Origin of the sequence: Glutamicibacter sp. Je.9.36, assembly GCF_051129975.1 — a bacterium.
In the GTDB taxonomy this organism is placed as follows: Bacteria; Actinomycetota; Actinomycetes; order Actinomycetales; family Micrococcaceae; genus Glutamicibacter.
In genome coordinates, this window is sequence record NZ_JBCPSN010000003.1 from 225,490 (window position 1) to 238,947 (window position 13,458).

Consider the following 13,458-nt stretch of genomic DNA (forward strand, 5'->3'; position numbering starts at 1 on the left):
TTCCGATGACCAACTACACTTTCCGTTCCGTGACGTTGCCCGGGGACACTGCGCTGCTGCATTCGTGGATTGCCACCGCGCATGCCTCCTTCTGGGGCATGGCCAACGCAACCGAAAAGGAAATCGAAGCAGAATACCGCACATTGCTTGGCACCCCAGGCTACGAAGTCCTCTTCGGCATTGACGCATCAGGGGACGAGAAATTCCTTGTCGAGCTCTATGACCCAGCAGCATCGCCACTGGCCGATGCGTACAACTGCGTCCGCGGCGACCGTGGACTGCACTTCCTGGCTCCGGCAGCCACCGAGCCGCAGCCTGGGTTCACCCTCGAAGCTCTCTCCTCGGCCATGGTCCAGGCTTTCGCCCTGCCCGGAACCGAACGAATCATCGTGGAACCTGACCTGCGCAACAAAGCCATCCATGCCCTGAATGCCCGCGTTGGCTTCCGCCCGATACGTCCAGTGGAGCTTTCCGAGGCAGACGGCTCATTCAAGCAGGCACTGCTGTCCATCTGCACTCGCCAGGACTTCGAAACCGCTACCGGCCGCGGCTTGGAATCCTCATTCCTCTCCCCTGCACGTTGGGACATCGCCAATCGCCATGTCTTGGCCAAAGCCCTGGGCGAATTTTCGCATGAGCGCCTCCTGGAGCCTGCCGGCCATGGAGAAAACCGCTACTCAGTCCAGAAGGATGCCCACCGCTACAGCTTCAGCGCCCAGCGGTACCAGCTGAACCACTGGTTGGTTTCACCGCAGTCCGTGGAACACCACCACTTCGTTGACGGCAGCTGGCAGCAGGCAGAGGTGGACGCCATTGAGTTCATCACCCACTTCTGCCAGGAACTCACGCTTTCCCCGGTTCAGCTGCCCACCTACCTTGAAGAGCTCTCATCCACGCTGGCCAGCCACTGCTACAAGCAGGTTCATGCAACCCATAATTCAGCACAGCTGGCCCGGTTCGACGGCACAGCCGCACAATCCTTCCAGCTCATCGAATCTTCCATGACCGAGGGCCACCCGTGCTTCATAGCCAACAACGGAAGAATGGGCATCGGGCGCACCGACTACCTGAGGTACGCCCCCGAAACCGGTTCCGCCCTGCACCTTGGCTGGGCTGCCGCCCACAAGTCCCGAGCACAATTCGACGCCGTGGATTCGCTGGATTACGAAGGGCTGCTGGCCACCGAGCTGGATCCGGCCGAGCGCCAGCGCTTGGATGCGGCCCTGGAGGCCTCCTTGTTCGGCACCGGCTATGCAGCCGGGGACTACATCTTCATTCCGGTGCACCCTTGGCAATGGGAGAACCGCCTGTCGATCACGTTCGCCAATGATATTGCCCGCAAGCAATTGATCTGGCTGGGCACCAGCGTTGACGAGTACCAGGCGCAGCAGTCGATCCGCACCTTCTTCAACCTGTCCAACCCGGAACGCCACTACGTCAAGACGGCAATGTCGATCTTGAATATGGGCTTCATGCGCGGGCTCAGTGCCGAGTACATGAAGGTGACTCCCGCGATCAACCAGTGGTTGGGCGAGTTGTTCGCAAAGGACCCGGTGCTCTCGACCCAGCCGGTCGCCCTGCTGCGTGAAATTGCGGCCGTAGGCTACCGCAACCCGCAGTTCGAAGCAGCCACCGGCAAGAGCGATCCGCAGCGGAAGATGCTGGCTGCGCTGTGGCGGGAGTCCCCGATCAGCCTGCTGGGCCCGGAAGAAAAGTTGGCTACGATGGCCAGCCTATTGCATGTCGATGCGTCCGGCAGGTCCTTTGCCGGCGCCCTCATTCGCCGCAGCGGGCTAGCACCGGCCGACTGGCTAAGCCGTTACCTCGATGCCTACCTCATTCCGCTGGTGCATTGCCTGGCTGCCTATGATTTGGTGTTCATGCCGCATGGCGAAAACGTGATCATGGTGCTTGAGAACGGTGCCGTGAATAAGGTCCTGCTCAAGGATCTGGGCGAAGAGATTGCCGTGCTCTCGGACCGGGTGGAACTCCCGGAGGAGATTCGCCGGGTACGCACCGGTGGAGATCCGGTTTTGTCGGTCTTCACGGATGTCTTTGATTCGTTCTTCCGCTTCCTCGCGCCGCTGCTGGATGCCGAAGAACTGCTTTCCGAAGCAGATTTCTGGAAGACCGTAGTTCAACGGCTGCTGGATTATCGCGGGCAGCATCCGCAGTTCGCTGAACGCTTTGATCAGCTGGGACTTTTCGCGCAGAGCTTCCCGCTGTCGTGCTTGAACCGCCTGCAGTTGCGCAACAACCAGCAGATGCTGGATCTCGCCGACCAGTCCGGAGGCCTGCTCTACGCAGGCGATCTGGAGAACCCGCTGGCCACCGCCCTCATTCCCGCTGGCTGATTTGCCAGCTTCCCCAGCATCGCGCCGTACAGTCATCGTGCGGCGCGATGCTTGCTATTTCCGCGGCTGTGCCGTGATCCTGCGTGCCAGCTCGCCGACCCCTGCGCCCTGAAGCCGCGGGAGGACCTGTTCCCTTCCGGCCATCGCCAGGACCAGATCCAGCAATTCGCCATGCACCTCGGGACCGTTCCCGCAACTGAAAGCGTCGTCCGCCGCCGACATCCGCAAGCCCTTGACCAGGGTGCTGCTATTGATTGCGAAGTCCTTGGAGGCGAAGAATCCTGCCGCCGCTCGCAGTGCCGTGGGTTCAGGCTGCAGGATCAGATGGAGTGCCTGGGCGATGTCCTGCCCGTGCACTACCACTTCGCCCAGCAAACCGGTCACCGAGTTCAGCGGGGCAATGGACTTGCTGGCAGAACGGTTGAAATTCTCCAGCGTTTGCCGGGCGCCGTCCCCGAGCTGCAAGCGCAGCAGCCGCTCGTTGTGCCGGTCGGCATTGAATCCGGAACGAGCCATATTCACCAGCCAGCGGGCGGTCGAGGTGGATCCGGCGGCCGCCAGGTGCGCCGCCACATCGCGGATCTGCCAGTTCGCGCACAGCGATGGGGCGTTCCATTGCTCCGGAGCCAAGCTGCCCAGCAATCCTGCCAACCGCGCACGCTCGGCATGGACCAGCTCCCAATGCCATCTCGCATCCTTCATGGCGCCTCATCCCCATAGATCCAGTACCGGCTCAGCTTCCAGGAGCATACCGGATTTCCGGTTGCGCCATCTTGCCACTGGTCAAATGGCGGTTCTCCGAGGCCCCGAAAAATATCTGGAAAATCTTGGTACTAAGTATTGCTAAATACCGCTACTTAGTTCTACTATCTACTTGTACTCAATGACACTAAGTAGAGAGGGGTGCACCATGGCCACACAGATGACCGAGATGCTCAAAGGCACCTTGGAAGGGATCGTCCTGGCGATCCTGGCCGAACGCCCGGCCTACGGATACGAGATCACCACGGAACTGCGCGAACGCGGCTTCACCGATCTGGCCGAGGGGACCATCTACGCGCTGCTGGTGCGCATCGAGCAGAAAGGCCTCGTCTCGGTGGAGAAAGTCCCGTCCGAAAAAGGGCCTCCCCGCAAGGTCTTCACCCTCAACCCCAGCGGCAAGCAGCAGCTCGACGACTTCTGGACCACCTGGAACCTACTCGTCTCCCGCATCAACAACCTCCCCCACCCGAGCACCCCGCAGAAAGGGCACTGATCATGGTCGCCAAATGGATTGAATCTTTCACCGGCTCACTGGAGCAGAAGAAGCAGTACAAGCAGAGCATGGCACGCCTCAAGGCCCTGCCCCAGCCCTATGCCAAGGCCGCTGCAGGAGTGCAGCGCTACCTGCTGAACCAGAGCGGGGTCACCGACGCCGAAACGATGATCTCCATGTATTCGGACCTGGCCGACCTCTTCGAAGGAGCAGCCGCCAACGGCACCGCGCTGCGCGAACTGCTTGGCCAGGACCCGGCGGAATTCGCCGATGACTTCGCCCAGGCCTACGGGGGCAAGCGCTGGACCGACAAGGAACGCACCCGCCTGGCCGACACCATTTCCGAAGCAGAGAACGAATCGAAGGAGCAATGACATGAATACCGCATTGGCCCCGGAACCGGCCATCGAGGTCACCGGATTGGCCAAGTCATTCAAGAAGCTGCCCGTGCTGCGCGGCCTGGACTTCACCGTGCAGCCCGGCAGCATCTTCGCCTTGCTCGGTTCCAATGGCGCCGGCAAGACGACGCTCGTGCAGATCCTGGCTACCCTCCTTCCCGCCGATGCGGGAACCGCCCGGGTCTGCGGAGCTGCAGTGCGCGAGAACCCGGTCCAGGTCCGCCGGTCGCTGGGCATGACCGGGCAATTCGCCGCAGTGGACGAGGTCCTGACCGGGCGCGAAAACTTGCTGCTGATCGCGCGGCTGCTCCGCTTGGAGAATCCGCGGTCCATCGCCAACGGCTTGCTGGAGCGCTTCAACCTCTGCGACGCAGCGGACCGGCCCGCAGGAACCTACTCCGGCGGGATGCGCAGGCGCCTTGATATCGCCATGGGACTGGCCGGCAACCCGCCGGTGCTCCTGCTCGATGAGCCGACCACGGGACTGGATCCCCAATCGCGCCGCGAGACCTGGCAGGTGATCCGCGACTTGGCCGAGTCCGGCACCACGATCCTGCTCACCACCCAGTACCTGGATGAAGCAGAGCACCTGGCCGATCAAATCGCCATCCTCCACGAGGGCACCATCATCCACCAGGGCACGTTGACCGAACTCCAGGCCCTGCTGCCGCCGGCCACCACCGAACTGGTGGCCAAGCGGCCGAGCCTGGAGGAGATCTTCCTGGAACTGATCGGCCACCACCAGCGAACCGAAGGGAGCAAGCCATGAGCATCGCGGCACTGCAGGAAACCCGAATCCTCACCGGGCGCTCGATGCGCCACGTTGTGCGCAGCCCCGACACCATCATCACCACGGCCATCACCCCGGTGGCCATGATGCTGCTGTTCACCTACGTCTTCGGCGGGGCCATCGGCACCAGCGCCACGGGGCCGTATATCAACTACCTGCTGCCCGGGATCCTGGTCATCACCATCGCCTCCGGGGTCGCCTACACCTCCTACCGGCTGTTCCTGGACCTGCGCGATGGGCTGGTGCAGCGCCTGCGCTCCATGCCGATCGCCCGCTCCAGCGTGCTCTGGAGCCATGTGGCGACCTCGTTGGCGGCGAACCTCCTCTCCCTGGCGCTGGTACTGGGGGTCGCCCTGCCCATGGGCTTCCGCTCCTCCGCCTCCATGGCAGCGTGGATCGCCGTGCTCGCGCTGCTGTGCCTGGTGACCCTGAGTCTGACCTGGGTAGCGGTGCTTGCCGGCTTGTGCGCGAAATCGGTGGATGGCGCCAGCGCCTTCAGCTACCCGCTGATCTTCCTGCCCTTCATTTCCTCGGCGTTCGTTCCCACCGAGTCAATGCCCGGGCCGGTGGCCTGGTTCGCCGAGCACCAGCCGATCACTGCCATCGTCGATTCGCTGCGCGCCCTGCTGTCGCAAGAACCCGTGGGTTCCGAGCTCTGGATCGCCCTGGCCTGGCTGGCAGGCATCTTGATCCTGGCTTGGCCGCTGGCCACGCGGATCTACCGGAGCAAGACCTCCAGCTGAGCGGCGGGCGCGCGGCACGGGACGCGCGCCGTCTGCAGCTGCCGTAGAAAGCAGCGCAAGCCCCCGACTTGAACATTGTTCAAGTCGGGGGCTTTTCGTGTACATTGGTGCCAGTAATTGAACACCGTTCAAGAATGGCTGCACCTTGGCAGGCAGCCATCCAACCAGGCGAAGGAACCCATGAGCATCCCCGCGCAGCGCACCGACACCGCAGATTTCACCGAGCTGGCCGCACGCATCTCCGCTGGCCACCAGCTCACCGCAGCAGAGGCCCTCGAGCTGCTGGCCACCAGCGACGCGCAGACGTCGGCACTGGTCAGTGCGGCCGGAGTGCTGCGGCGCAAGCATTTCGGCAACACCGTGAAGGTCAACTACCTGGTCAACCTGAAGTCCGGCTTGTGCCCCGAGGACTGCACCTACTGTTCCCAGCGCCTGGGCTCCAAGGCCGAAATCCTGAAATACACCTGGCTCAAGCCCGGCGAAGCGGTGCGCCAAGCAGGCCTGGGCATTGCCGGCGGCGCCTCGCGGGTCTGCATGGTCGCCTCCGGCAAGGGACCCACGGACCGCGATGTGCAACGCGTCGCGGCAATGATCGGCGCATTGAAGGAAGAACATCCGCACGTCGAGGTCTGCGCCTGCATCGGCATCCTGAAGCAGGGGCAGGCCCAGCGGCTCAAGGAGGCCGGCGCCGACGCCTACAACCACAACCTGAATACGGCCGAGTCCCTCTACCCGGAAATCTGCAGCACCCACAGCTTCGCCGAGCGCGTCTCCACCGTCCAGCAGTCCAGGTCCGCCGGCCTCTCCCCCTGCTCCGGGCTCATCGTTGGACTGGGCGAAACTCCTGAGCAGCTGGTCGAGGCGATCTTCGCCTTGCGCGCACTGGAAGCCGATTCCATTCCGGTGAACTTCTTGATGCCTTTCGACGGCACCCCGCTGGAAGGCACCTGGAACCTGACCCCGCGCGCGTGCCTGCGGATCCTGGCCGTAGTGCGGCTAGCCTGCCCGGACAAGGAAATCCGGATGGCCGGCGGACGCGAAATGCACCTGCGTTCCTTGCAGGCCAATGCCCTGGAAGTGGCCAATTCGCTGTTCCTTGGCGACTACCTGACCAGCGAAGGGCAGGACGCGAAAGCCGACCTGGCGATGATTGCCGACGCGGGGTTCGTGGTGCTGGGCCAAGAAGGCCAGGACCCGGCGCAGCTGGCCAGGACGCTGCGCGAAGCCGCCGGCCATGCTTCGCGCCAGCCGGAGGATGCGGGCAACGCCGGGGCCAGCGGGTGCAGCGGATCGTGCTGCACCTCCGTTGCTTCCCCGGCCTGCGGCAGCGCCTCCTCGGGCTGCGGCACCGGCACGGCCGAACCGGTGCTCCGCCGCCGCGGCGCCGGGACCGGGGAAAGCCCGAACGCCTGATCGCGGCCATGCGGCCTCCGCCTATGCCGAGAGGTCAGTGGGCAGGGTGAGAATCTCCGCGCCAGTTTCGGTGATGGCAATGGTGTGCTCGGTGTGCGCGGTGCGGCAGCCGGTGGCGCTGCGCAGGGTCCAGCCATCGCGGTCGGTCACCAGCTTGCTGGTATCGGCCATGACCCACGGTTCGATGGCCAGCAGAAGACCGGGTCGCAGCGTGTACCCGCGTCCGCGGCGGCCGTCGTTGGATACGTGAGGATCCTGATGCATGGTGCTGCCGATGCCGTGGCCGCCGAATTCCATGTTGACCTTGTACCCTTCGGCGGTCAGCACCGATCCGATGGCGAAGGACAGGTCGCCGATCTTGGCTCCGGGACGCGCCTCGGCGATGGCGGCGGCCAGGGCGCGCTGCGTGGTCTCGATCATTTTCCGGTCTTCTGCACGCGCAGCCGTGCCGACAATGAAGCTGATCGCCGCGTCGGAGGCGATGCCTTTCAAGGTGACGGCCAGATCCAGGGTGAGCAGGTCGCCATCGGCCAGCTGGTAGTCGCGAGGCAGGCCATGGAGCACCGCATCGTTGACTCCCGTGCAGATGTAATGGCCGAAGGGGCCGCTGCCGAAGGACGGGGCGTAGTCGACGTAGCAGGAGACCGCGCCGGCCTCCTCGATCATTTCCTTGGTCCAGGCGTCGATTTCCAAGAGATTGGTGCCGACCTGCACGCGGTGCTTGAGCGTATTGAGGATGTTTCCGACAAGGCGTCCGGTCTCGCGGGCGCGCTCTACTTCGCTGGCTGTGAGAATCTCAATCATTCCAATTACTATACCGGTATTTTAATACCGGTATAATGGTCTCATTATGGTCAGACTGCCGCTTACCGCCCGGGAAATCGAACAGGGCAAGAACCTCGGCGCGCTGCTTCGGCAGGCACGCGGCGAACGAACAATCCTCGACGTCGCGATCCAAGCCGGCCTCTCCCCCGAAACCCTGCGGAAAATCGAAACCGGCCGCGTCGCCACTCCCTCTTTTTCCACCATCGCCGCTGTCGCGGCCGCGCTGAGCCTATCGCTCGATGAGATCTGGTCAACCATCAACTCGCAGAAAACCTGCGGCTCTCCAGCCCTTCACCCCTCACAGCTATCGCACCGCTAATTCGCAGGGCCTGATCCCTTCTGCATGTACATGTTGACGCGTACATAACTAGTATGTACACTTTTTTGCGTACATGCACGCCTTTCGGAGTTAAGGAAATGAACGTGGCAAGCCGCCTCACTCGACCTCTAACCATTCCCTCCGAAGAGGAAATGGACCTATTCGAAATCATGGCCGCTCTGGCCGATCCGGTCAGGCGCGCCATCATCGCTCACATTGGTGCAACCCCCGGTGGCGCGTGCAGCAGCTCGGACTTTGGTGTCTCAAAGTCGGCACTCACCCGGCACTGGCGCATCCTCAGGGAATCCGGCTTGATCAGGCAAGAGGTTGATGGCACCCGGCACCGCAACTGGTTGCGCACCGAAGAACTGGATCATCGATTCCCTGGACTCATGGATACGGTTCGCCAGGAACTTGCCCGCACCACATAAAATTCTTCACCCTTAGATACCTCATCGACCACAAGATAAGAATTCGGAGCAACCCATGAGCACAACCAAGATCGGGATTATCGGTAGCGGAAATATCGGCCAGGCCATTGCTCGCCTAGCAGTGGCCGCTGGCGCCACCGTGGCCATCGCGAACTCACGCGGCCCCGCCTCGCTCGCCGACGTGGTGGAAGAACTCGGCGACAACGCGCACGCGGCAACCGTTGCTGAAGCCACTGAATATGGCGATATCGTCGTGCTGGCCATCCCGCTGTCGGCTTATTCGGACCTTCCAACCCAGGCGCTTGCCAACAAGACGGTCCTATCCACCGGCAACTACTACCCATCCCGCGACGGGCGCATAGAAGTTCTCGATTCCTTGAAGTCCACTACTGCGCAGTTGGAAGCATCGCTCCTTCCCGGCGCCCGCATCACCAAAGCCTTCAACAACATCGTGGCGCATCACATCCCGCTTCTGGTCAATTCAGCTCCGAGGACCGCGTTGCCAATATATGGCGATGACCTTGCTGCCAAGACCGAAGTGCTGGAACTTGTCCAAGCGTTGGGCTTCGACACGGTTAATGCCGGAACCTTGGCTGATTCGTGGCGCGCCGAGCCCGAATCCGGTGGCTACACTCACGTCTACGCCCAGGATCCCGCTAATTTCTACTCCGCGCACCTTGCCGATCGCGGTCAGCCAGTGACTATCGCGCAGCTCGAAGAGGCGCTCGCCACTGCGCATCGAGCCGACGTCGCCGCCCGCCAGTTCTAGCAGACCACGAGGCTAGGACTGGAATAACCATTCGAGATTACTTGTTGTCTCAAGCATGAAGAACATCGGCTTCTTGTCCTTCGGCCACTGGACCGACCACCCGCAATCAGGCACCCGCACTGCCTCCGACGCCCTGCTGCAGGCCATCGATCTGGCGGTCGCCGCCGAGGAGCTCGGCGCGGACGGCGCCTATTTCCGCGTGCACCACTTCGCCCAGCAATATGCCTCCCCGTTCCCGCTGCTGGCTGCCATCGGCGCGCGAACCAGCCGCATCGAGATCGGCACCGGCGTCATCGACATGCGCTACGAGAACCCGCTGTACATGGCTGAGGATGCAGGCTCCGCCGACCTGATTTCCAATCGCCGCCTGCAGCTGGGCATCAGCCGTGGTTCGCCCGAGCAGGTCATTGACGGCTGGCGCCACTTCGGCTTCGAGCCGCGCGAGGGCGAATCGGATGCCGATATGGGCCGCCGGCATACCGAGCGGCTGCTCGAGGTGCTTTCCGGGGAAGGCTTCGCCGAGCCTAGCCCGAACCCGATGTTCCCCAATCCCCCGGGCCTGCTGCGCGTCGAGCCGCATTCGGACACCTTGCGCGAACGCATCTGGTGGGGTTCGGGATCCAATGCCACTGCAGTGTGGGCCGCGAAGCTGGGCATGAACCTGCAGAGCTCCACGCTCAAGGACGACGAATCGGGCAAGCCCTTCCACGTCCAGCAGGCCGAGCAGATCCAGCTCTACCGCGACGCGTGGAAGGAAGCCGGCCACTCACGCGAACCGCGCGTCTCGGTGAGCCGCAGCATCTTCGCACTGACCGACGAGCGCGACTGGCAGTACTTCGGCCGCGACCGCTACAGCTCGGACCAGATCGGCAACATCGATGAGAAGACCCGTGCGGTCTTCGGCAAGTCCTATGCCGGGGAACCAGATGAACTGGCCAAGAAGCTGGCCGAAGACGAAGCCATCGCCGCGGCGGATACGCTCCTTCTCACCGTTCCAAACCAGTTGGGCGTTGACTACAACGCCCACGTCATCGCATCAGTGCTCAAGCACGTGGCTCCGCTGATGGGCTGGCGCTGAACCGGCTCATTCGTTACGCAGATCCTTTCCCCATTTATTCCATTGAGACCCACGCCACTAGGCTAGATCAAAAGACTTAGACATTTGCACGCAGAATCAGGGAGCAACTCATGAGCAAGCCATTGAACGTCGCCTTCATCAAGGCCAGCTGGCATGCGGATATCGTCGACCAGGCCCTGGCCGACTTCGAGGCCGAGATGGATTCTTCCGGGCAGGAATACACCATCAATGTCGTCAGCGTACCCGGCGCCTACGAAATGCCGTTGCAGGCCCAGCGCCTGGCGAAGACCGGCAAGTACGATGCCGTGGTAGCCGCAGCCCTCGTGGTTGACGGCGGCATCTACCGCCACGACTTCGTTGCCCAGGCGGTAGTGGACGGCTTGATGCGGGTCCAGCTGGATACCGATGTACCTACTTTCTCGGTCAGCCTGACCCCGCACCACTTCCACTCGAATGACGAGCACCAGGGCTTCTACTTCGAGCATTTCCTGAAGAAGGGCGCCGAGGCGGCCCGCGCGGTTCAGGCCGTGGCAGCTATCGAGCTCTAGGGAATACGCGAAAACAGGCGTGCTGCCTTGAACGCCGTTGTCAACGGTCAAGGCGGCACGCCTGTTCCTATTCAGGGCCAAGCCCTAGGCGCGATCTACGAATGCCCTATTTCGCGCTTTCCTTGCTTCCATAATGCAATATCCAAAACTCGTAATAACGACAAGTGAGGTTGGCCAGCCTCAGCCCTGATCGCTCTGAGCTTGTCTACAAATTCCGCGGCCTCGGAAGAACCGTCGTGGAAGGCGGAGTACCAGACGATCCACTGTTCTCCACTGCCTTTGATCCCGGCAACTGCTTCGACAACCGAATCGTAAACCGGAATCAAGTCCGGCCGCTTGCGAGCCATGATCTTGCTTGCCGTGGTTTGTCCAACCTTCCAAGGGTCTTCATGTTGCCGTAGAAGCGACCACAATTTATCCGCATGCGATCCCTCAGCGAGATATTTCTCGAATGATTCTGGTGTCAAATTCTCAAACTTCAAGTCCTGCGGAATCTGGGACAGCAATTCGCTGATTTGCTCGGCTAGCGTTTCGAGGATTCCCAAGGAAGCCTGCGCTGGCACGTCAACGGAGAGCATCGATACCGCCACCAAGTCGGTCGCAGTGATTCGATGTGGATCAGTATCGACACCTTCACCCAGAGTTTCAAAGCGCGATCCAGAATACTTGGGCCGACCGTTTCCCATGGTCCCGAAATAGTCCCTTACATCTTCTACCGCAGTGCTGAAGTCTACTTTTGATCGAAGTTGTATTTACGCTGACCCCCATTGTTGGTTGAAGATTTGATTATTTCACCGTACCTGAAAGTACCGACAAGTTGGGCTCTCAGCCATGATTCGGGAAATTAGTCGTCGCCTATTTGTCCCTCATCCTTCGTACGCTCTTTACATGATTGATTTCAATAATTCCTCTGTCTTCAAATTGGGCCCATGGGACCTTTCACAAGTCGCACCGGAGATCGTACCCATGATGGTCGCTGGCGAAGAGCTACTAAGCGCTTTCAAGGGTGCACGCGACTACGTGGTCTTCAGCAACAAGAGACTCATCGCCGTCAATGTGCAAGGCATGACCGGCAAAAAGCGGGATTACACCTCGTTACCGTATTCGAAAGTCCAGTCGTTCTCCGTTGAAACAGCTGGAACCTTCGATCTGGATGCGGAGCTGGACCTGTGGTTCAGCGGGTTGGGCAAAGTTCGTCTGGAGTTCAAGGGCAAAGTTGATGTCCGGGCCCTCTCTCAGCTCATCGCCTCCTACGTGCTCTAGCAAGGCAGCACGCCTATTCCTATTCAGGGCGCGACCGCTGGTTGCTACCAAGCCTCGCGCGGGCTGAGCCGGGCTGCTGCCATTGATGCACCCAGGATGATGGTGCGCATGAAGCGTTCGGCCGCTTCGATCAGCAGCCGCTCCCCGTCATCCACTGCTTCTTGCAGCGTCATCGGGATGGGCATGATCGAGGCAATGGCGTCAATTCCGATATCGTGCACGTCTCGGCAGCCGCGGCCCAGAGTTCCTGCCAGGGCCACTACCGGCACCCCATGCAGCGCCGCGCGCCGTGCTACTTCCGCCGGTACCTTGCCCTTGGGCGTCTGGAAGTCGATGGCGCCTTCTGCGGTGATGACCAGATCCGCTCCGCGCAGCATCGAGTCCAGATCAATGCCGGCCAAGCCCGAGTCCAGGATCGCCTCGAAGCGAGGCAAGAGCACCGCCCCCACTGCCGCCAAGCCAGCGCCCAGCCCGCCCGAAGCACCCGTCCCCGGGGCCAAAGCGAAATCCGTGGAGCGCGAGGACTCCAGCGCATCGCGGCGCAGGATCGAGGCCCAGCGTTCGAAACCTGCTGACATGATTTCGACCTGTTCCGGAGTTGCCCCCTTCTGCGGACCGAAAACGCGGGCCACTCCGCGCGGGCCGGTCAGCACATTGTGCGGGTTCAGCGCCATGGTGATCCGGACATTCCCGGCAGCCAGGGCCGGGTGCAGGCCGGACAGATCCAACCGGTCCACCGATCCGAGGTAGTTGCCGCCGGCCTTGACCTCATGGCCGTTGTCATCAAGGATTCGTGCACCCAGCGCCTGCAATGCCCCCATGCCTCCATCCGAGGTACCCGAGTCGCCGCAGCCCACGAGGATCTTGGAGGCCCCGGCATCAATGGCGGCCGCGATCAGCTCGCCCACACCGTAGCTGGTGGTGGTTCCCGGATCCCGCTGGTCGCGGGGAACCAGCCGCAGGCCCGCAGCGGCGGCCATTTCGACGACTGCCGTTCCGGCCGCTTCGCCACCGAGCATGGCGTAGTGGGACTCGACTTGCTGGCCGACCGGACCGGTGACTGCCATTGGCACCAGGTGGCCGCCGGTAGCGCACGCCAGGGTTTCTGCGGTGCCTTCACCGCCATCGGCGATGGGCACTGCCTTGACCGTGGCTCCGGGCAAGGCCCGGCGAACCCCGGCGCCGATGGCCGCCGCGACTGCCGCCGCGTCGAGGGATTCCTTGAATCCGGAAGGGGCTACCAGGATGCGTTGTGGAAGTGCGTGTGCCATG

Annotated in this window: 16 protein-coding genes; 12 read left to right on the forward strand and 4 right to left on the reverse strand. The window is 62.2% G+C overall.

The features are described 5' to 3' along the window. The first annotated feature begins 5 nt into the window (after nucleotides 1-5). Nucleotides 6-2,354 carry a GNAT family N-acetyltransferase gene (locus tag AAZQ98_RS09350; protein WP_434691621.1) on the forward strand — a complete coding sequence of 783 codons (2,349 nt, stop codon included), beginning with the start codon at nucleotides 6-8 and terminating at the stop codon, nucleotides 2,352-2,354. 54 nt (nucleotides 2,355-2,408) lie between these two features. Here AAZQ98_RS09350 and AAZQ98_RS09355 read toward each other — a convergent pair whose 3' ends face one another. After that, entirely contained in the window at nucleotides 2,409-3,056 is a 648-nt protein-coding gene (locus AAZQ98_RS09355; protein ID WP_434691622.1) for a maleylpyruvate isomerase family mycothiol-dependent enzyme, read from the reverse strand. 208 nt (nucleotides 3,057-3,264) lie between these two features. Between AAZQ98_RS09355 and AAZQ98_RS09360 the strand changes: the two genes are divergently transcribed. The 5 genes from AAZQ98_RS09360 to bioB all read left to right on the forward strand — a co-directional run bounded on the left by AAZQ98_RS09360 (nucleotide 3,265) and on the right by bioB (nucleotide 6,953). Next, a complete protein-coding gene (locus AAZQ98_RS09360; protein ID WP_105661795.1) occupies nucleotides 3,265-3,609 on the forward strand; it encodes a PadR family transcriptional regulator in 345 nt (114 codons plus the stop codon). A gap of 2 nt (nucleotides 3,610-3,611) precedes the next feature. Further along, nucleotides 3,612-3,983, forward strand: coding sequence for a DUF1048 domain-containing protein (locus AAZQ98_RS09365; RefSeq protein ID WP_434691624.1), 372 nt, complete (start codon nucleotides 3,612-3,614; stop codon nucleotides 3,981-3,983). A 1-nt stretch (nucleotide 3,984) separates the two neighbouring features. Further along, nucleotides 3,985-4,776, forward strand: coding sequence for an ABC transporter ATP-binding protein (locus AAZQ98_RS09370; protein ID WP_434691625.1), 792 nt, complete (start codon nucleotides 3,985-3,987; stop codon nucleotides 4,774-4,776). Further along, a complete protein-coding gene (locus AAZQ98_RS09375; protein ID WP_434691627.1) occupies nucleotides 4,773-5,540 on the forward strand; it encodes an ABC transporter permease in 768 nt (255 codons plus the stop codon). Before AAZQ98_RS09370 ends, AAZQ98_RS09375 begins: the two co-directional genes overlap by 4 nt. Nucleotides 5,541-5,720: 180 nt before the next feature. Next, complete coding sequence (gene bioB / locus AAZQ98_RS09380; RefSeq protein WP_434691630.1) at nucleotides 5,721-6,953, forward strand: biotin synthase BioB; 1,233 nt, start codon at nucleotides 5,721-5,723, stop codon at nucleotides 6,951-6,953. Between the two features lie 21 nt (nucleotides 6,954-6,974). On the opposite strand, the gene map is transcribed toward bioB, so the two are convergent. Then, on the reverse strand, nucleotides 6,975-7,757 hold the full coding sequence (gene map, locus AAZQ98_RS09385) for a type I methionyl aminopeptidase (RefSeq protein ID WP_434691632.1): 783 nt from the start codon (nucleotides 7,755-7,757) through the stop codon (nucleotides 6,975-6,977). A gap of 46 nt (nucleotides 7,758-7,803) precedes the next feature. Between map and AAZQ98_RS09390 the strand changes: the two genes are divergently transcribed. The 5 genes from AAZQ98_RS09390 to AAZQ98_RS09410 all read left to right on the forward strand — a co-directional run bounded on the left by AAZQ98_RS09390 (nucleotide 7,804) and on the right by AAZQ98_RS09410 (nucleotide 10,923). Next, nucleotides 7,804-8,097: a helix-turn-helix domain-containing protein gene (locus tag AAZQ98_RS09390; RefSeq protein WP_434691634.1), complete on the forward strand. Its 294-nt coding sequence runs from the start codon at nucleotides 7,804-7,806 to the stop codon at nucleotides 8,095-8,097. A 104-nt stretch (nucleotides 8,098-8,201) separates the two neighbouring features. Beyond that, nucleotides 8,202-8,528, forward strand: a complete 327-nt coding sequence (locus AAZQ98_RS09395) for an ArsR/SmtB family transcription factor (RefSeq protein ID WP_105657301.1) — start codon at nucleotides 8,202-8,204, stop codon at nucleotides 8,526-8,528. A 16-nt stretch (nucleotides 8,529-8,544) separates the two neighbouring features. After that, nucleotides 8,545-9,297 carry an NADPH-dependent F420 reductase gene (locus tag AAZQ98_RS09400; protein WP_434692141.1) on the forward strand — a complete coding sequence of 251 codons (753 nt, stop codon included), beginning with the start codon at nucleotides 8,545-8,547 and terminating at the stop codon, nucleotides 9,295-9,297. A 55-nt stretch (nucleotides 9,298-9,352) separates the two neighbouring features. Beyond that, entirely contained in the window at nucleotides 9,353-10,375 is a 1,023-nt protein-coding gene (locus AAZQ98_RS09405; RefSeq protein ID WP_434691637.1) for an LLM class flavin-dependent oxidoreductase, read from the forward strand. 110 nt (nucleotides 10,376-10,485) lie between these two features. Beyond that, nucleotides 10,486-10,923 (forward strand): 6,7-dimethyl-8-ribityllumazine synthase, encoded by a 438-nt coding sequence (locus AAZQ98_RS09410; protein ID WP_434691639.1) that lies wholly within the window; start codon nucleotides 10,486-10,488, stop codon nucleotides 10,921-10,923. 95 nt (nucleotides 10,924-11,018) lie between these two features. Here AAZQ98_RS09410 and AAZQ98_RS09415 read toward each other — a convergent pair whose 3' ends face one another. Beyond that, entirely contained in the window at nucleotides 11,019-11,675 is a 657-nt protein-coding gene (locus AAZQ98_RS09415) for a DUF6308 family protein (RefSeq protein WP_434692144.1), read from the reverse strand. Between the two features lie 136 nt (nucleotides 11,676-11,811). On the opposite strand from AAZQ98_RS09415, the gene AAZQ98_RS09420 reads away from it, so the two are divergent. Next, nucleotides 11,812-12,186, forward strand: a complete 375-nt coding sequence (locus AAZQ98_RS09420; protein WP_434691640.1) for a PH domain-containing protein — start codon at nucleotides 11,812-11,814, stop codon at nucleotides 12,184-12,186. Between the two features lie 44 nt (nucleotides 12,187-12,230). On the opposite strand, the gene AAZQ98_RS09425 is transcribed toward AAZQ98_RS09420, so the two are convergent. Beyond that, complete coding sequence (locus AAZQ98_RS09425) at nucleotides 12,231-13,457, reverse strand: glycerate kinase family protein (protein ID WP_434691643.1); 1,227 nt, start codon at nucleotides 13,455-13,457, stop codon at nucleotides 12,231-12,233. Nucleotide 13,458: the final 1 nt, after the last annotated feature.